Origin of the sequence: Micromonospora trifolii (assembly GCF_022229005.1) — a bacterium.
GTDB classification, from domain to species: domain Bacteria; phylum Actinomycetota; class Actinomycetes; order Mycobacteriales; family Micromonosporaceae; genus Micromonospora; species Micromonospora trifolii.
The window spans coordinates 70,279-88,262 of record NZ_JAKKFD010000044.1; the positions used below are offsets into that span (position 1 = coordinate 70,279).

Here is a 17,984-nt window from a genome sequence, read left to right on the forward strand (position 1 = left end):
ACGAGCCGGTGGCCTGTGCCACCACCTGCACGTGTAGGAACTTCACCGAATGTGGTTCGACTACGGCTGGTCGGCCAGCACCAACTCGCGCAGCCGCCGGTCGAGTGTCGGGGCGTCCAGCCCACCCGGCCAGCCGCGGAGCAGGGCGCCCCCCTTGGCCACCAGCACGACGGCCGGCGGCTCCCGCACCGCGTACGACCGCCAGATCGTCTGCTGCTCGTCCAGGACGACCGGGTACTCCACCCGGTGAGCGCGGAGGTAGTCCTGGACCTCGTCGGCCTGGTCCGCGCCGGCCACGCCGACGAAGACCACCCGGTCCCGATAGCTGCGGGCCAGCTCACTGAGGGCGGCCTGGTTGCTGGCGCAGGTGGTGCACCAGGAGCTGAAGAAGGTGAGCACGACGGGCCGCTGCGCCCACAGCTCGGCGGCGGCGAACGGTGTGCCGTCGGTCAACGCTCCGGTGAACGCCGGGGCGGCCGGGGCGGTGCCGGGCGCCGGGCGCAACGACAGGTCGGCGGGAACCGGCCCGGGCAGCGCCGCCGCCCCTCCGGCGGGCGCCGGCGAGGGCGCGGGCTCGGGCGTGCTGCATCCGCCCAACAGCGCCGCCGCCAGCAACAGCGGCAGGAGTGCCCGCCTCATGACGGAACCACCGCCACCAGCGCCGGGCCCTCGCTGGTGTCCGGCGTCAGGTCGAGCGCCGGGCGGCCGTCCACCTCCAGCCGGTAGGAGGTCCGCTGCGGCACGCGCACTCCGACGGCGAACTCGCAGTAGGTGGGCAGGCGCTCGACCCCCAGATCCTCGGCGAAGGCGGCCACCGCGGTCCCCGGCGGCAGCTGCCCGCTGGCCAGCGCCCGCCCGTCCGGGTCGAGCACGCGGAACGGCGCCCGGTTGTGGAAGTGCTGGTACGGACCGGTGCCGGCGCAGTCCACGCCCGCGGCCCGGATGTTGATGTCGCGAACCAGGACCCGGACGGTCATCGGATCGACCGCCTCCTGGGCGGCTCCGACGGCACCGCAGCCGGTCGCGCCGGCCAGCAGCAGGGGCAGCAGAGTCGTGATGCGTCGCCGCACGTCATCCTCCTTCCGTCCGCCTGCCGGGTCCGTGGCGGCCTGCCACCGCGGACCCGGCAGGAACGAGGTCAACCTCGGGCGTCGGTCAGGACTTCTCGACCCGGCACTGCTTGGTCACCGTCTTCGTCGGGTCGCTCTCCGAGGTCGCGGTGAGCTTCACGAAACCGGTGTCCACGGCGGCGGCGGTGGCACCCACCGACACCTTGACAGTGGTGGCCTTGCCGAACTGCGCGGTGGCGAGCTGGTTGGGCAGCCAGGTCCGCCAGCCCTTGCCGGCCACCTCCGCCGACAGGCGGTAGACGTCCGACTTCAGGTACGCGCTGACGTTCTCCGGGTGCTGCTGCCCGCCGGCCGAGTACGAACCGGTGTTGGTCAGCTCGAACGAGCAGGTCACCCCGCGGTTGGTCGGCTTGCCGCCGCCGCTCACCTCACCCTTGCCCAGCAGCACGTCGTGGTTGCTCGGCCCGCCGGTGCCGTCGAGCGAACGCACCGCCACTGTGTAGGAGAGCGAGCCGACCGAGTCCCGCTTGAGGTCGATGATGTAGAAGTGCAGCCGGTTGGCCTCGTCGACGTACTCGTACTGGCTGCCGGTGTCCGCTCCGGCGTGGAACAGCGCGTCGGAGAGCTGCCGGTAGTCACCCATGGTGATCTTCTGCGGGGTGCCGTCGGGCCGGTAGAAGTCGATCATGTCGATGTCCTGCGGGTTGGCGTCCACCACCCACTGGAACGGCGCGCTGTCGGCGTTCTTCGTCTTGCTGAGCAGCACGCCGCTGTCCGGGGTGAAGGAGTCCGCGCCCATCCGGTCGACGACCTCGACCGTGTAGTTGTTGAAGTTGCCACCGTCGCACAACGGGTCGGTGGTGACCCCGCACGTCGGCGACAGGTCCTTGTTCAGCGCGATGTTCACGCCGCTCAGGCCCTTCTGGCCGGCGTCGACCGCGCGGGCCGTGACCTGCGCGACCACCAGGCCCGATGAGGCCAGCGACTCCCGCGACAGCCGCAGCACGTGCTCCTCGCCGAGCAGGCCGATCTTGAGCTTGTCCCGCACCGTGTGCAGCGAGCCCATCGAGCCACCGTTGGTCGGCGGGATCTGCCAGCGGGTGTGCGGACCACCCGGGCCGTTGAACGACCCGCGCGACATCATGCTCCAGATCCCGGTGTACGCCCTGCGCAGCGGCTCGCCGTACGGGTTGTTGTAGTTGTCGCCGATGCCCAGCAGATGGGTCAACTCGTGGGCGTAGACGCCCATGCCGGAGCTCTCCCCCTGCGTCGAGGAGCCGCCGCCGGCGTTCGGCCACAGTGTCGCCGCCGCCTTCCACGAGGTCCAGTCCACGTAGCGGGTCTTCGCCCAGTTCGGCAGGTTGGGGTCCGGCGGGCCCCAGGCGTCCGGCACGTCCTCCTTGTTCTGGAAGATCATCTGCCCGAACTCCTGCCAGGTCGACGACTCGTCCTGGCCGGCGCTGAGGATGAACACCAGCTCGTACTGGTTGGCGACCTCCTCGCCGACGGCCGCCCGCCAGGCGCCCAGGCCATCGGTGCGGATGTTCTTGCTACACACGTCCCCGCTCGGGCAGGCGCCCGGGTTGAACCCGTTGTCCAGCCCGTACTGGTAGGACTTGGACGGCATCTGGTACGGCCCGAACCCGGTGAGGTCGACGCCGTAGCGGCCGTTGGAGTCCTGCATCCAGTACTCGTGCAGGGTGTGGCCCTTGTTGAGGGTGTTCGGGGTGTTCAGGAAGTCCTGGTAGAACTTCGGCACGTCAGCCCGGGGAATGTTGGTCGCGACGGACTGGGGATTGCCGAAGACCGTCGAGCGGGCCCGCTGGGAGACAGCGAACGTCTCGTCCGGATAGTCGAGCGCCACCAGGGCGATCTTGAAGTTGCGGACCGAGCCGGACACGCTCGGGTCGGCCCAGTTCTTGCCGGGCACGGCCTTGTAGTCGTTCCAGGTCATCGTGTCCGGGTTCTGCCAGGCCTGCGGGTCGAGGACCTGGAACGGCGCGGTGCCGCCGGCCGGGTTGGCCGGGGCCGCAGCGGCCTGCGCCGCCCCGGTCGCCACGAGCGTGGTCGCCACGGCTGCGGCCAGCACGGCCCGCCTCAGCCGTGTTCGGTGGGGGGTAGCACGGTGCACGGAACCACCTCTCGTCGGAGGAACGCGGCGCCGGCGTCCCGGTGGGGGTGTCGCGGAACGCCTGTCAGCAGGCCGCGCAGCGAATCTAGGAGTACGGGCCGGTGCCGGTCACTGTGCAGATGTCGGCAGGTGGGCCGGCGACTTCCGACACCTGAATGACCGACGCCCACCGGCGGATCAGCCAGGGCCGGCCCCGGAAGCCGGATCGGCCGTTGCCGCGAGGGCCCGCAGCACGTCGCGGCGCACCAGGTCGGCGGCGGCCCCGGACAGGGCTCCGCGCGGTGGGCGGCACCGCCCGCCGAACCGTCCGGCGCACTCCATGGCGAGCTTGACGGCCTGCACGGCTTCCGGGCGGGAGGCCCAGCCGAGGATCGGGTGCAGCTCGGCGTAGAGCGGCAGCGCCCGGCCCAGGTCGCGGGCGACGCCCAACTCGTACAGGCGCACGGCCTGGCGGGGCAGCGCGTTGGGCAGTGTGGCGACCCATCCGGTGGCGCCGCACAGCACCAGTTCGAGCACCACGTCGTCCGCGCCGACCAGCACGTCGATGTGCGGGCAGAGGTCCCGCAGGCGATGCAACCTGCGTACGTCGCCGGTGACCTCCTTGACCGCGACGATCCCGTCGATCTCGGCGACGGTCGCCAGCAGGTCCGGCGTGAGGTCCAACCGGGTGTCGTACGGGTCGTTGTGGGCGACCACCGGCAGGCCGACCGCCGCCACCTCCCGGTAGTGGGCGACGACGTCGGCGGCGCGGGCGGCGGGCCCGTCGGGTGGCCGCGCGAGCACGCCGTGGGCGCCGGCCTCGGCGGCCTGCTCCGCCCACCGGCGGGCCTGCCTGCTGCCGTAGCCGCCGACGCCGGGCACCACCGCGCAGCCGGACGGCGCGGCCTGCACCGTCGCCCTCACCACGGCGGCCCGCTCGTCGTCGGAGAGCGCCCGGTACTCCCCCATCGACGCGCACGGCGCGACCCCGTGACACCCCTCGGCGGCGAGCCAACGGACGTGTTCCTGGAGCTTGTCGAAGTCGACCGACAGGTCGGCGCGAAACGGCGTGGTGATGGCGACCAGCACGCCCCGCCAGGGCCTACCAGTTCCCACTCGGCAATCCCCTCCCCACCGGCGCCGCTCGTCATCCCACCGCGCGCGGCGGCGCTGGTGCGGTCCGTACCGGAACCCTAGGAACGTCTGTCGCTCCCGGTCTTCGGACAGATGCCGGAACCGTCGCGACGCCGCCCGTCTTTTTGTCGTGACTTCGACAGTGGACCTTGCGCGATGACCCACCGGCACCGGAGGGTAAGGACTGGCGGCCGCGCGATCCCTGTCACGCAGCGCAACCATGGGAGTTACATGCACGGTGAGCTCCAGCGAATCGTCGATGCCGTCGCCGCCCGGGTGGGGCGACCCGCCCTCATCGAGGACCGCCGACAGCGGGTGGTCGCCTACAGCGAGCACGACGGCCCGATGGACGACGTCCGCCGAACGTCGATCCTGCGCCGGCAGACGACGCCGGAGGTGATCGCCTGGTTCCGAGACAAGGGCGTGCTCACGGCGCACACGCCGATCCGGACCCCCGCGTGCGCCGAGCTGGACCTGCTGGCGAGGGTGTGCGTGCCGATCCGGCACGACGACCTGCTGCTCGGGTTCGTCTGGTTCATCGACGCGGACGGTTCGATGACGGACGCCGACATCGCCACCGCGACCGGTCCCTTCACCGACCTGTCGCTTGCCCTGTACCGGGAGAACCTGCTCGGTGAGCTCGCCTCACAGCGGGAGACCGAGGCCACCCGCACCCTGCTGGTGGAGAGCCGGCAGGCGCGCGAGCACGCGGCGCGGGCGCTGCTGGAGGAGGGCGTGGTGGTCGCCGACGGGGCGACCGTCGCGCTCGTCGCCCAGCTCGTGCCGGCCGCCGGGCGGCAGCCCGACGAGGTGGCCCGTATCGCCCTGGAACAGGCACTGGTCACCACCCGCCGGTGGATCGGCGTGCGGGAGACGCTGCACCTGGTCTGGCACGACCACGGGGTGCTGCTGGTCTGCGGTGACCGGGTCGCCGGCCGACCCTCGCCGGAAGCCTCCGCCGGGCACCTCAGCGACGCGCTGGCCACCGCGACCCGGGGCCTGGCCTCCGTCGACCGGACGGTGACCGGGATCGGTCAGCCTCGCGGCGGGCTGTCCAGCGCTGTGGAGTCCTACCAGGAGGCCGCGCAGGCCGCCCGGGTCGGCACGCAACTGCCCGCGCTGGGCGGGGTGGTCTCCTGGGCCGGCCTGGGCATCTACCGGGTTCTCTCGCAACTGGACAGCCAGCACCTCGACGTCGCGGGTGTCCATCCCGGGCTGGAGCGGCTGCTGCGCGACGATGCCCACCAGGTGCTGCTGGAGACCCTGGAGGCCTACCTCGACCTGGCGGGCAACGCGCACGCGACCGCCGAGAAGCTCCGACTGCACCGGACGACCCTCTACTACCGACTGCAACGGGTGGAACAGCTCGCCGGAACCGACCTCAAGGACGGCAACGAACGGCTGTGCCTGCACCTGGCCATGAAGCTCGGGCGGCTCAGCGGCGACTACCGCACGCCGTGACGCCGCCGCCCCGGCCGTGGGAACGGTCCCGCACTGTCCTCGTCACACGAGGCGCGTCATCCAGCCGTACGGGTCGGCGGCCCGGCCGTACTGGATGTCGAGCAGGTGGCGGCGCAGCCGCATGGTCACCGAGTCCTCGGCACCGGCCTTCGGGGCCGTCACCTCGCCGCCGTCCCAGACCAGACGCCCGACCGGCGTGACCACCGCGCCGGTGCCGCACGCGAAGACCTCGGTGATCGCGCCGGAGGCCACGCCCTCCTGCCATTCCCGGATCTCCACCGGACGCTCCTCGACCTCCAGGCCGAGATCCTTGGCGAGGATGAGGATCGATCCCCGGGTCACGCCCTCGAGGATCGTGCCGAGTTCCGGGGTGATGATCCGGCCGTCGGCCGTGATGAAGTAGACGTTCATACCGCCGAGCTCCTCCACGTAGCGGCCCTCGGCGGCGTCCAGGAAACAGACCTGCTCACAACCGTGCTCGGCGGCCTCGACCATCGGCGCCAGGCTGGAGGCGTAGTTGCCGCCACACTTCGCCTCACCCGTGCCGCCCCGCGCCGCCCGGGTGTACTCGGTGGAGAGCCAGATAGAGACCGGCTTGACGCCACCGGAGAAGTACGCGCCGACCGGGCAGGCGATCACCATGTAGGTGATCTCCTTCGCCGGGCGGACCCCCAGGAACGGCTCGGACGCGAACATGAACGGCCGCAGGTAGACGCTGTACTCGTCCTCGTCCGGCACCCACACCTGGTCGGCACGGACCAGCCCCTCGACCGAGGCCATGAAGTCCGGAACCGGCAGTTCGGGCAGTGCCAGCCGCCGGGCGGACCGGGCGAAGCGCTCGCCGTTGGCCTGCGGCCGGAACGACCAGATGGAGCCGTCGTGGTGCCGGTACGCCTTCATCCCCTCGAAGATCTCCTGGGCGTAGTGCAGCACTGCCGCCGCCGGGTGCATGAGGATCGGACCGAAGGGGACGATCTCGGAGTCCTGCCAGCCGCCGTCCGGCCTCCACACCGCCCGTGCCATGTGGTCGGTGAAGTACGTGCCGAACCCCGGATTCGCCATGATCTCGGCTCGCCGCTGCGCGCTCGCCGGGCTCGGATTCTGGTGCAACGGGAACGACAGGCTCATCGCCGGGTCCTCTCAATGGCCGCATCCCTGGGCGCTCAGGTCACCGAGAACGAACACGCCGGGGGGAAGGTTGTCGGATGACCGGTGCAGAATACCGAGCTGTTGTCGCCGGTCGTAGACCGCCGAGCCGCCGCCCCACATCGTCGAGATCACGCATCGCACCGGCATGCAGCTCGACCAGGAGGCCGCCGCCTAATTGAGGAATTCTGCGCCGCGGTGGTCGCACGGCGGGCCTGCGCACCACCACCACAAGGCTCGCCGACATCGACCTGACCCGGCTGCACTATTCGGCCGTGGCCGCCGGGAGTACTCTCACATCTGGTGCGCCGGGAAGTCTGGTCGGCAGTCATGTCGTGCTGCGGCTCTGGAGGCTCCGATGGGCGTTTCTGCCCTGCGCACCGAAAATCTTTCCAAGCGGTACGGGCGCCTACTCGCCCTCGATGGCCTCAGCCTCGACGTCGCGGCGGGCGAGGTGTTCGGTTTTCTCGGGCCCAACGGTGCCGGAAAGTCAACGACGATCCGGCTGCTGCTCGGCCTTGCCCGACCCACCTCCGGACGGGCCTGGATCTTCGACACCGACGCCGCCGACGTTGCCGCGGCCCACCGCAGGCTCGCCTACGTGCCGGCGGATGTGGCGCTGTGGCCACGGATGACCGGCGCCGAGGTGCTGGACCTACTTGCCCGCGTCGGCCCCGGCACGGACACCGCCTACCGGGACGAGCTCATCCAACGATTCGCGCTGGATGTGTCCAAACCGGCCGGCACCTACTCGACGGGCAACCGGCAGAAGGTTGCTCTGGTCGCGGCGTTCGCCACCCGGGCGCCCCTGCTGGTGCTGGACGAGCCGACCAGCGGCCTGGACCCGCTCATGGAACTGCAGTTCCGGCAGGCGGTCGGGGTTGCCCGCGACAACGGGCAGACGGTGTTCCTCAGCTCCCACCAGCTCGCCGAGGTCGAGGCCGTCTGCGATCGCGTCGGCATCCTGCGTGCAGGCGAACTGGTGGAGGTGGCATCTGTCGCGCAGCTGCGCCGACTGCACCACACCGACGTGGCCGCGACGTTCCCCGGCACGCCACCGGACCTCGCCGGCGTCCAGGGCGTCGACGGCCTGCACGAAGACGGTGCCACGTCTGTGCGGTTCACCCTGAGCGGCTCCCCCGCCGCGGCGCTGCGCGCCCTGGCCGATGCTGACGTGACGACGATCGTCGTCCGGGAGCAGAGTCTGGAGGAGATCTTCCTCGCCTACTACGGGCACAACGCCCGATGATCGTGACCACGACGGCAGCAGCCCGCCCGGAGCATGTGCTCAGGGGGCTCGCGGTGCGCCAGGTGCGCCGCGGTGGCCTGGTCGTGACCGCTGTGTGCGCGTGCATGTCCGCCCTGGTGGTGGTCGGCTACCGCAGCGAGGCGCTGGATCCGGCCGCTTTGGCGGCGCTGGCCCGCAACCCCGCGATCCGCACCCTGTTCGGCGAGCCGGTCGCGCTCGACCAGGCGGGCGGGTTCACGGTGTGGCGCACGAGCGTTGTCCTGGCCGTCCTGCTCGGTGTGTGGACGATGCTGACCGCTACTCGGATCACCCGTGGTGAGGAGGACGCTGGCCGGTGGAATCTGCTGCTGTCCGGCCGCATCACCCTTCCCGAGGCTGTCCGCCAACATCTCGGTGTGCTGGCCGTCGTTCCGGTCCTCGTGGGAGCGGCGACGGCGGTGGCGATGATCGCTGCGGGCGTGGACGCCACCGGTTCGTTGTTGCACGGCACCGGCCTCGCTGCCGTCGGGCTCTTCTTCGTCGCCGTCGGGGGCGTGACCGCGCAGTTGTTCGTCAGCCGGTCTGAGTCCAACGGTGTGGCGGCCGCCGTCCTGGTCGTCGGGCTCCTCATGCGGATGGTCGGTGATGGTGTACCCGCGCTGGCCTGGCTCCGGTGGCTGTCCCCGTTCGGGCTCATGGCGCTGACCCGCCCGTTCGACACCAATCGTGGGCTGCCGGTATCGGTGCTGGCGTTCGCCGCGGTGCTGCTGATGGCCCTCGCCGGCCGGCTCGCGGCGCGGCGTGACGTCGGCGCGGCGATTCTTGCTACTCCCGGCAGCCGGCCGGCGCGTACCACGTTGCTCGGGTCGGTACCCGCCTTCGCAGTGCGGCGCACAATGCGGCCGCTGGCCGCATGGTCGGCCGGAATCGGCGCGTATTTCCTGCTCCTGGGTCTGATCGCCCAGTCGATGACCGAATTCCTGGCCGGCAACCCCGAGTTCGCGAGCATGGCGGCCCAGGCCGGCTTCCCGGCGCTCGGCACTGTGGAGGGCTACGCGGCCACCCTGTACGCCCTGCTGGCCGTCCCCGTCGGGGTGTTCGTCGCCGTGCGGCTCGCCGCCACCGCCGCGGACGAGAACGCCCGGCGTCTCACCCTGCTGCTGGCCGCACCGGTGACCCGGGCAAGACTGTTGGGTGCCGAAGCGGCCGCCGCTGGGTGCGCTGCGCTGGTTCTGATCACGGTGGCGGGCATCGCCATGTGGGCCGGCACGGCCACTGTCCATGCCGGTCTTGCGCCCGGCGACGCGCTCGCCGGCGCCTGGAACGTCACGCCGGTCGTGCTGCTCTGTCTGGGAGCTGCTGTCCTGGCGCTCGGATGGGCCCCGCGCGCCGTCGCGGCGATCGGCGCTCTCCCGGCCGCTGGCGGGTTCCTGTGGCAGGTCGTCGCCGACAGCATCGACGCGCCCACGTGGACCCGCGCGCTGTCGCCGTTCACGCACCTGGCCGCGGTACCTTCCACCGCCCCGGCTTGGCCGGCAGCGTCGGTGATGGCCGGCATCGCCGCGGCAGGGGTGATCGTCGGCACGATCGGCTACCGCCGACGCGACCTGTCTGCCTGAGTTCAGGCAACAGCAGCCAGGACCGGGCCTGGAACAGCAGATGGGGCCGCAGCCGGACGTCGGTGAGCACAGCTACCGGGGCACCGGCCGGCTGACCGGGCGCAAGTCCGTGGTCACCGGTGCCGACAGTGGCATGGGCCGAGCCGTGGCCATCGCCTTCGCCGGGAGGGCGCCGACGTCGTCCTTTCCTACCTACCTGAGGAGGAACCGGACGCTCAGCAGGTGGTCCGGCTGATTGAGGCCGCCGGGCAGCGGGCTGTGACCATGCCGGGCGACGTCACCGACGAGGCGTACTGCACCGGGCCCCACCCTGCCAGCGGTCGGCCTGCCGGGTTCGGAAGACGGCGTGACGGGTAGTCCGCCACGTGGCCGCTTCCCGATCCGAGCCCGGTGATGACTCACCGCTGGTGGCGGTGGGTAGCCGCATCCGGACCCTGACGGCCGGTACCCGACGTCGGGGAAGTCGGGCGGGTCGGTTGCGGCGGCGCCAGATGGAGATCATCGGGCTGATCGCGGTGCAGGCCGGGCTCGCGGCGGCGCTCGCCTGGTGGCTGGCGCACGACCTGTTGGGTAATCCGAACCCCGTCTTCGCGCCGACAGCGGCGGTGGGCACCATCGCCGCGGCGATCGGCCAGCGGACACGGCGGACCGTCGAACTGCTGGTCGGCGTGGGGCTCGGCATCGCCATCGGCGACGGGCTGGTCCGCCTCATCGGCACCGGGGCATGGCAGACAGGCATCATCGTCACCCTCGCCATCGCCATCGCTCTCGGCCTCGTGGGCCGAGGCGGCACCGTGGTCAGTCAGGTGGGCGGTACGGCGGTGCTGATCGCCACGCTCTCCTCCAGCCAACGGAATCTGGAACTACCCCGGGTCGTCGACGCGGTCACCGGCAGCGTGGTTGGCTTGGTGGTGGTGGCGCTGCTGCTGCCCCTGCACCCGATGCGCGTCCTGCACCGGGCGGCCGCGCCGGTCTTCGACGCGCTCGCCGCGTATCTGCGTGACATCGAGACGGCGATGCGCACCAACGACTCGGACGGGGCGACGCGCGCACAGCACGGACTACGCGCCATGGGTCCAGACGTGGAGCGGCTCCGCGATGCCCTCAGCGGCGCCGAAGAGGTGGTGACTGTCGCACCAGCGCGCTGGCACTGGCGACGCCACGTCGAACGCTACGACCAAGGTGTCAACTACCTGGTTCGGGTCATCGACGACAGCAGAGCCCTGGCCCGACGGTCGGCCACGATGATCCAGTATCAGGAAAAGCTGCCCCACCACCTTCCCGACGCCGTCGCCGCCCTGGCCGAGGCCATTTGCCAGTTGCACCGGGAGACCCGGGCCGACAAGGCCCACGAGCCGACTCGGCACCACGCCCTGCGGGCCGCGGACGAGGCCGGGCGAGCCATGGCCACCGGTTTGCAGAACTTCGGTGTCACCACCGCGACGCAAGTCCGGGTGACCGCCAGCGACCTGCTCAGGGCAACCGGCTGCTCGCCGGACGAGGCGAACCGGCAGGTTCGACAGACAGCACGTCACGCGGAGCACGCGGCCTCCCCGGAGAGGTGACCATCGAGTTGCAGCCGCGCCCACCCGCCGGGAGCTCCCGGCCACTGTCCTGCAATGCGGCGGTGCCGGCACCCGAGAGGGTGCCGGCACCGCCGCTTTGGTCAACGCTTGGTGTCGTGCTTGGCCATCTGGGGCCGCTCGCCCTTGCCGACCTTGAGCAGCGATGCCGGCGCCGCACGAGGTGGTCGGTGGTTCAGGTGGTGAGAGCGACCTTCAGCCAGCCGGGGTCGCGGTCCTGGAACTGGCGGTACGCCTGCAGCACGTCGGTCATCGGTTCGTGCTCCGTCAGCAGCCGCGCCGGGTCGACGGTGCCGTTGGTCACCAGCCGCAGCAGCTCCGGGATGTACCTGCGGTGGTGGCAGTTACCGCTGCGGATGGTCAGGTTCTTCATCATCGCCTCACCGAACGGCCAGGTCGTGACGGTCTGCGGATAGACGCCGATCACGCCGAGCGCGCCGGCCTTCGCCACCGCCTGAACGGCCCACCGCGCAGCGAGGCTCGGCGCGTCGCCCGGCGCCCAGGCCGGATCGGTCTCCGGTGCGACCTGGTGGACCTCGCTGTCGTACTGCTGGGCCTGCTCGTCGGTCTGTTCGGTGGCGGGGCCCTCGGCGGGGCGTTCGGCGTCCACGCCCACGGCGTCGATGACCTTGTCGACACCGATGCCGCCGGTCATGTCGACGATGGTCTGCACCGGGTCCTCGGCGTTGAAGTTCACCACCTCGGCGTGCTGGCCGCGGGCCATGGCCAGGCGGTCCTCCAGACCGTCGACGGCGATGACCCGTCCGGCGCCCTGCAGGTAGGCCGACAGGACGGCGAGTTGGCCGACCGGTCCGGCGCCGAACACGGCGACCGTCTCGCCGGGGCGGACATCGGCGAGGCGGGCGCCGAACCAGGCGGTGGGCCAGATGTCCGAGAGCATGATCGCCTGGGCGTCGGTGACCTCGGCAGGAATCGGCACCAGGCCCACATTGGCGTAGGGCACCCGCGCGTACTCGGCCTGCAGTCCGTCGAACCCCCCGGCCGCCTCCGGTCCGCCGAAGAAGGCGGTGCCGGCGCGCTTGCCACCGGGGTTGGCGTTGTCGCACTGGGCGAAGTACCCGGCTCGGCAGTACGAGCAGTATCCGCAGGCGATGGTCGACGGCACGATCACTCGGTCACCGGCAGAGAGGTTACGTACGCCGGGCCCGACCTCGACGACCTCGCCGACGGCCTCGTGGCCGAGGACGACGCCGGGACGCAGGCCGGGCATGGTGCCCCGGACCATGTGCAGATCGGTGCCGCAGATCGCGCTGGTGGTGATCTTCACTATCGCGTCGGTGGGTTCCTGGATCTTCGGGTCGGGCAGGTCGGAGAACCGGATGTCCCCGACGCCGTGCCACGTGACGGCCTTCATCAGATGTCCCTTCGTCGGTTCGGTCTACACCGGTGACCTACCCGGTGCCGGCCGACGAAACCGTGCGAGCTAGACCCGCGCGCCTGTGGCGGACGCGATCTGCTGGATCGCTATCTGCTGGCGGGCAGGTGGATGACGAGGATGACGGTGTCGTCGTGAACGTGACCGGCGGTGAAGGTGGTGACGGCGTTGTCGATCGCGTCGACGAGCCGACCGGCGGAGGTGGCGCCGTTGCCAGCGAGGACGCGGTGTAGTCGCTCGATGCCGAACAGGTCGCTGCTGTCGGCGCGGCGGCCTTCGGTGACCCCGTCGGTGTAGAGGATGAGGCTGTCCCCGGGGTGTAACACGGTGCGTTTGTCCCGGAGGACGGGCTGGTCGATGAGGCCGATGGCCACGCCGTGATGGCCGAAGGATTCCACCCGGCCGTCGGCGCGGCGGATCAGGGCGGGCTCGTGTCCGGCGCAGCTGATCTGGGCGCTGACGCCCTTGGGGTGCAGGCGTAGGGCGGCATAGGCGGCGGTGAGGAAACGAGGATCCTTGGTTTGCCAGGCACGCAGTGTGGTGTTGAGGGTGGCGAGGTTGCGGCTCGGGGTGATGAAGCGACCCGCTGTAGCGCGCAGGGTGTAGCGGGCCAGTGCGGTGGTCTTGGCCGCTTGCGGACCCTTGCCGCACACGTCGCCCACGACGACGGCCCAGGTGTCGCGCGCCGATGGGAAGACGTCGTAGAAGTCGCCGAGGACTTCGGCGGTGCCGCCGGCGCCGCGCCGGTAGCGGACGGCGATCTCGACGCCGGGCACCTGTGGCAGGTGTGGGGGCAGCAGGCTTTCCTGCAGCGTGTCGGCCAGTTGTTGCGCCTGGTTGGCGGCGGCGCGCGCGTCGGCGGTCGCCTCGTTGGCCCGAGTCGTCGCGGCCTGCGCGTGGATGGTCGCCGTTTCGGCGTTCTCGACGGCTTCTCGCAGTGCGATCTCGCCGGCTGCCGCCAACGCGAGAGTTTTGAGGACCTCGATGTCGTGGGGGGTCCAGTGCCGTGTCGAGGTGTCGACGGCGCAGAAGGTGCCGAGCACGTGACCGTCCGGGGAGCGCACCGGGAAGCCCGCCCACGCGGCGACTCCCATCAGCTCGATGGAAGGGTTGTCAGCGGTCCGCGGATCCACGCGGGCGTCGTCGACGATGAGTTCGGCGTCGGCCTCGATGACGTATCGGCAGAACGACTGCTGCACGCTGTTCTGCCGGTCGGCGAGGTCGGTGCTGCTGACGCCGATGCAGCTCTTCCAGAATGATCGGGTCTCGTCGACCAATGTCACGAACGCGAATGGGGTACCCAGCAGGGTCGCCGCCAGACCTGTCAGCCGGTCGAACGCCACTTCCGGCCCGGTGTCCAGCAGCCTGGTGCGGTACACCGCGGAGATGCGGACCGGGTCGAGGACACGGGGGTGGTCCTGCGTCGAACGGGTCACCGGCCCGCCTCATTCACCACTGCGAACTGCGTGACCAACGGTGCGGGCAGCGGGCGGTCGCGGCGCTACCGGTGTCAGCATGATCAGCTTCCGGCATGGGGTCATTGTGACCACACCGCCGCCGCAGGTGGTAGCGGCCGATCGGCTCTGCCGGTGAGCGATCTGTCACCGGTGTCGCCGGAAGTTGCCTGATCCGTACCGGCGGCTCAGGCCGCGGGCCGTGTGGCGCACTGTTCGGTGTTCTCAGGCCGCTAGGTGAGGGTTGCTCGCCGGACCACGTCGGGCGCGGCACGTGCGTCTCGTCTCGCCAGTTCTCTGCGCGAGCTGATGCCGAGCTTGCGGAAAATCTTGCGCAGGTGATAATCCACAGTGCTCGGACTGATGAACAGTTGTGCCGCCACCTCGCGGTTGGAGGCGCCGTCCGAGACCCGCCTCGCGATGTCCCGCTCCTGGCTGGTCAGGCAGCAACTCTGGGCGAGATGGTTGGTCGTGTCGTGGACGGCCAGTCTGCTGCGCAGTTCACGGCGGGATGCGACACCCAACCGGTGAAACACTCCGCGTAGGTGATGTTTGACGGTATGGGTGCTGATGACCAGGTTCGTCGCGACCTCGACGTTCGTGGAGCCTGCCGCCACCAGCAGGGCGATCTGTTCCTGTCGTGGGGTCAGCACCGCACGGGGTAGGACTCGGGCAGGCTCGGCTACGGCGCAGCGCATGGTGCTCCTCGGGCGAGGGTTCGGGGTCTCGACGACCATCCGATCGCACCGTTGTGCACGACGAGTGCAGCCTGAGTGCTCGCCCTACCCGCTCACGACGTGCCCCTCATCAAGCTCAGCCGGGCCCGGACGTACGCGACCATCGTCCGGTACGTCTCGGCCTGCTCCATGCCGGAGAACTCGATGAGTTCCCGGAAGCCGTTGTCGGCGATCAGGCTTTCGAACTGCTGGCACCCCCGTTCCGCGCGCACCAGGTCGCCCCGATCGAATGCGGCCCGCGCGAGGATCGCCGCGACGGCACACCGGGGGCCGTCCGACTCACAGACGCCTTCCGTCAGTCCCCACTCGGACACCTCCACCGCTCGTTCGAGCCGGCCGAGCTTCCAGGAGGACCCGGCGATGAGCTGTGCGTAGTAGATCTTCAGGTGATCGAGGTGCTGCGCCACGGAAATGGCCAGCCCTTCGTCCGCGACCCGTGTGCCGGCCTCGATCCGATCGGACCCCAGGAGCGCTCGCGTGAGTGTCAGCAACGAGACGGCGAGCAGTTCCTGGTGCCCCGTCTGCCGGGCAAGGATCACCGAGCGCTCACCGTGCGCGTTGGCGGCGTCGTTGTCGCCGCGCGACGACGACAGCACGGCGAGGTTTCGCAGGACGTCTGCCTGCCCGGCGAGTTCTCCGGCGCCTTCGAAGATGGACAGGGCTCGACGGAGATAGTCGTCGGCCTGTGGCAGCGGGGCGAAGACCTCACCGACGGTACGGAGAAGCTCGGCCTCCATCAGCGGCTCGCCGAGCGCGCCGACCACGTCGAGGATCGCGAGGACGGTAGGTGTCCGGCCCGCGGGTATGGAGTTGCTGCCCGGTGCTGAGGCGGCGAGGACCATGGCCGCCGCGTCGTGCCCGAGGCCGTGTGCGAGGGCCAGGTCGATCGTCGCCCACAGCGCGGCCCGTTCCCGTGCATACCAGGCAGCGGCCTGTGGCACGCTGTCGAACGTTTCAGGCGTCACATCCGACGGCGGTTCGCTGACGGTGCCGGCTGGCTGCCGGTGGTGCCTCGCGTACGCGGCGCGCGCAGAGTGCAGGTAGTGCAGGACGAGACGCCGCTCATACTCCGGTCGCTCGTGATCTTCGTCGAGAAGCTCACCCGCGTAGGCCCGCAACAGGTCGTGCAGCACGTAGCGCCCGGGCTGGGACAGGTCGAGCAGGTTCGCGGTCACCAGTTCCATGAGCTGTACGCGCGCCTGTGCCCGACCGGCTCCGGCGACACTGGCCGCCGACTCCAGCGAGATCCCTGGACCCGGATGGACGGCGAGGGCACGGAACACCCGCGCCGTCGACGGATCGAGGGCCCGGTAGGACCACGAGAACACCGACCGGACGTCGTCGGACGAGTCCGCGCTGGACAGCGCGTCGAGCCTGGCGGATGGCGCCGAGACGTCGCTGGCGACAGCGCTCAACGGCAGGGCCGGGTTGAGGGCCACCCGGGCCGCGACGATCGCCAGTGCGAGCGGCAGCCCGGCACAGAGCGCGATGACCCTGTCCAACGCGTCCGGGTTCGCGGTGGCACGACGGGCGCCGAGGCGGTTGATCAGCAGCTGGCGGGACTCGGCCCCGGTCAGCCGATCGACGTGCAGGTAGCGTGCGCCCTCCCGGGTGACCAGGCTCGTCATCCGGTTGCGGCTCGTCACGATGACCAGACAGCCCCGGGAAGCTGGCAGCAACGGACGGACCTGGTCGGAGTCGCGCGCGTTGTCCAGGAGAATCAGCAGGCGACGACCGAAGAGACGACTGCGGTAACGAGCCGCCTGCGCGTCGACGGTCTCCTGCGGTGACGAGACCGCCTGCTCGCCCAGGGACGCGAGCAACGTGGCGAGCGCCTCCTCCGCTGACATGACGCGTCCGTCCGGATCAAGACCCCTCAGGTTCAGGAACAACTGGCCGTCGGGAAACTCGCTGGCGATCTGGTGGGCCCAGTGCACGGCGAGCGCGGTCTTGCCGATGCCACCCATGCCGCCGAGCACGGTGATCACGATGGTCGCATCGCTGAACGCGTCAGACAGTTGATCGTCGAGCACGGCGGCCACGTCGTTTCGGCGGACGAAGCCCGCGACCTGCGGCGGCAGCTGTGCGGGCCGGGGCGCCTCCGGCGGGCGCAGTTCCTCCTGGAGGGTCCAGCCGCCGGCGAGCAACTCCCGATACGCCTCCCGCAGCTCCGGCCCCGGGTCCACCCCCAGCTCCTCGACGAGATGTTGACGGGTCCGCTCGAAGACCCGCACCGCTTCCGCCCGGTGACCGGTGGCCACGTACGCGCGCATCAGGCACGCCTGCAGCGCCTCGTCCAGCGGCGCTGCGGCGGCAACGCTCAGCAGCGGGGTCAGCGCGGTACCGGCCATGCCGTGGGCGATCGCGGCTTCGCTGGCCGCGAGCGCCACCGCCACGCGCTCCCGTTCGATGGCGACGAACTCCGGCGAACCCAACGCACCGGCCGGAAGGTCGGTGAACGCGGGGCTGCGGCCCAGCTCCAGAGCGGTCAGGTACTCCCGTACGCCGGCCACGACGTCCCCGCCGTTCAGCGCCTCGCGGGCCCGCCGGACCAACTCGCGATACATGGCCAGATCGGAGGCCTCGGTGGCGAGAGTCAGTCGGTAGCCCGTGCCGGCCGGTAGGAGGTACCGACCGGTTTCGCGGACGTCCAGGTCCGGTTCGAGGATCCGCCGGAGGTTCCCGACGTGGCGGTGGATCTGGTTGGCGGCGCTGGCCGGCGGTTGTTCGTCCCACAGGCTGTCGATGATGTTGTCGAGGCTGACCGCGTCACCCCCGGCGGCGAGGAGCTTGGCCAGGATGATCCGCTGGCGGACCGGGCCAAGATCGACGTCCGAGCCGTCCCGGCGGCAGCCGAGACCGCCGAAGACCTTGAACTCGCAGTGGGACGGCGGCCCGTCCGGCAGCCTGCGGTCGGGCGTCGTCACGATTGACATCCTAGAGATGGAAGGGCAGCGGCTTCGCTTTTCGGCTCAGCCTGCGGTTTGTGCCGGGCCCCCGCATCGCCCACTTCTCGTTGTCTGTCGAGTCGTTCGCCACACACGGG

Annotated in this window: 14 protein-coding genes; 5 read left to right on the forward strand and 9 right to left on the reverse strand. The window is 70.7% G+C overall.

Annotated elements, in window-relative coordinates:
• Positions 1 to 60: 60 nt before the first annotated feature.
• From NIE79_RS24895 to NIE79_RS24910, 4 genes are all read right to left on the reverse strand, one after another.
• Complete coding sequence (locus NIE79_RS24895; RefSeq protein WP_238680878.1) at positions 61 to 639, reverse strand: TlpA family protein disulfide reductase; 579 nt, start codon at positions 637 to 639, stop codon at positions 61 to 63.
• On the reverse strand, positions 636 to 1,070 hold the full coding sequence (locus tag NIE79_RS24900; RefSeq protein WP_238680879.1) for a hypothetical protein: 435 nt from the start codon (positions 1,068 to 1,070) through the stop codon (positions 636 to 638). The genes NIE79_RS24895 and NIE79_RS24900 overlap by 4 nt, the downstream gene beginning before the upstream one ends.
• Before the next feature lie 85 nt (positions 1,071 to 1,155).
• Positions 1,156 to 3,159, reverse strand: a complete 2,004-nt coding sequence (locus NIE79_RS24905) for a M6 family metalloprotease domain-containing protein (protein ID WP_238680880.1) — start codon at positions 3,157 to 3,159, stop codon at positions 1,156 to 1,158.
• 219 nt (positions 3,160 to 3,378) lie between these two features.
• Complete coding sequence (locus NIE79_RS24910) at positions 3,379 to 4,296, reverse strand: dihydrodipicolinate synthase family protein (RefSeq protein ID WP_238680881.1); 918 nt, start codon at positions 4,294 to 4,296, stop codon at positions 3,379 to 3,381.
• Between the two features lie 249 nt (positions 4,297 to 4,545).
• Here NIE79_RS24910 and NIE79_RS24915 point away from each other — a divergent pair, with 249 nt between their 5' ends.
• On the forward strand, positions 4,546 to 5,775 hold the full coding sequence (locus NIE79_RS24915) for a PucR family transcriptional regulator (RefSeq protein WP_238680882.1): 1,230 nt from the start codon (positions 4,546 to 4,548) through the stop codon (positions 5,773 to 5,775).
• 42 nt (positions 5,776 to 5,817) lie between these two features.
• Here NIE79_RS24915 and NIE79_RS24920 read toward each other — a convergent pair whose 3' ends face one another.
• Positions 5,818 to 6,903 carry a branched-chain amino acid aminotransferase gene (locus tag NIE79_RS24920; RefSeq protein WP_238680883.1) on the reverse strand — a complete coding sequence of 362 codons (1,086 nt, stop codon included), beginning with the start codon at positions 6,901 to 6,903 and terminating at the stop codon, positions 5,818 to 5,820.
• Positions 6,904 to 7,279: 376 nt separating this feature from the next.
• Here NIE79_RS24920 and NIE79_RS24925 point away from each other — a divergent pair, with 376 nt between their 5' ends.
• The 4 genes from NIE79_RS24925 to NIE79_RS24940 all read left to right on the forward strand — a co-directional run bounded on the left by NIE79_RS24925 (position 7,280) and on the right by NIE79_RS24940 (position 11,333).
• Positions 7,280 to 8,170, forward strand: coding sequence for an ABC transporter ATP-binding protein (locus NIE79_RS24925; RefSeq protein WP_238680884.1), 891 nt, complete (start codon positions 7,280 to 7,282; stop codon positions 8,168 to 8,170).
• 53 nt (positions 8,171 to 8,223) lie between these two features.
• Positions 8,224 to 9,768: an ABC transporter permease gene (locus tag NIE79_RS24930; RefSeq protein WP_238680885.1), complete on the forward strand. Its 1,545-nt coding sequence runs from the start codon at positions 8,224 to 8,226 to the stop codon at positions 9,766 to 9,768.
• Between the two features lie 40 nt (positions 9,769 to 9,808).
• Positions 9,809 to 10,003: a hypothetical protein gene (locus NIE79_RS24935; protein ID WP_308193224.1), complete on the forward strand. Its 195-nt coding sequence runs from the start codon at positions 9,809 to 9,811 to the stop codon at positions 10,001 to 10,003.
• Positions 10,004 to 10,259: 256 nt separating this feature from the next.
• The gene (locus tag NIE79_RS24940) at positions 10,260 to 11,333 is read left to right on the forward strand and encodes an FUSC family protein (protein ID WP_238680886.1); all 1,074 of its coding nucleotides are present in this window, start codon (positions 10,260 to 10,262) and stop codon (positions 11,331 to 11,333) included.
• 193 nt (positions 11,334 to 11,526) lie between these two features.
• On the opposite strand, the gene NIE79_RS24945 is transcribed toward NIE79_RS24940, so the two are convergent.
• From NIE79_RS24945 to NIE79_RS24960, 4 genes are all read right to left on the reverse strand, one after another.
• The gene (locus tag NIE79_RS24945) at positions 11,527 to 12,726 is read right to left on the reverse strand and encodes a zinc-dependent alcohol dehydrogenase (RefSeq protein WP_238680887.1); all 1,200 of its coding nucleotides are present in this window, start codon (positions 12,724 to 12,726) and stop codon (positions 11,527 to 11,529) included.
• 110 nt (positions 12,727 to 12,836) lie between these two features.
• On the reverse strand, positions 12,837 to 14,183 hold the full coding sequence (locus tag NIE79_RS24950) for a PP2C family protein-serine/threonine phosphatase (RefSeq protein ID WP_238680888.1): 1,347 nt from the start codon (positions 14,181 to 14,183) through the stop codon (positions 12,837 to 12,839).
• A gap of 251 nt (positions 14,184 to 14,434) precedes the next feature.
• On the reverse strand, positions 14,435 to 14,938 hold the full coding sequence (locus NIE79_RS24955) for a response regulator transcription factor (RefSeq protein ID WP_238680889.1): 504 nt from the start codon (positions 14,936 to 14,938) through the stop codon (positions 14,435 to 14,437).
• Positions 14,939 to 14,991: 53 nt separating this feature from the next.
• A complete protein-coding gene (locus NIE79_RS24960; RefSeq protein ID WP_238680890.1) occupies positions 14,992 to 17,865 on the reverse strand; it encodes an AfsR/SARP family transcriptional regulator in 2,874 nt (957 codons plus the stop codon).
• Positions 17,866 to 17,984: the final 119 nt, after the last annotated feature.

Coding starts and splice junctions, on each gene's coding strand:
- NIE79_RS24895 (WP_238680878.1), bottom strand. CDS start 639: ATGAGGCGGGCACTCCTGCCGCTGTTGCTGGCGGCGGCGCTGTTGGGC.
- NIE79_RS24915 (WP_238680882.1), top strand. CDS start 4,546: ATGCACGGTGAGCTCCAGCGAATCGTCGATGCCGTCGCCGCCCGGGTG.
- NIE79_RS24920 (WP_238680883.1), bottom strand. CDS start 6,903: ATGAGCCTGTCGTTCCCGTTGCACCAGAATCCGAGCCCGGCGAGCGCG.
- NIE79_RS24925 (WP_238680884.1), top strand. CDS start 7,280: ATGGGCGTTTCTGCCCTGCGCACCGAAAATCTTTCCAAGCGGTACGGG.
- NIE79_RS24935 (WP_308193224.1), top strand. CDS start 9,809: ATGGGGCCGCAGCCGGACGTCGGTGAGCACAGCTACCGGGGCACCGGC.
- NIE79_RS24940 (WP_238680886.1), top strand. CDS start 10,260: ATGGAGATCATCGGGCTGATCGCGGTGCAGGCCGGGCTCGCGGCGGCG.
- NIE79_RS24945 (WP_238680887.1), bottom strand. CDS start 12,726: ATGAAGGCCGTCACGTGGCACGGCGTCGGGGACATCCGGTTCTCCGAC.
- NIE79_RS24955 (WP_238680889.1), bottom strand. CDS start 14,938: ATGGTCGTCGAGACCCCGAACCCTCGCCCGAGGAGCACCATGCGCTGC.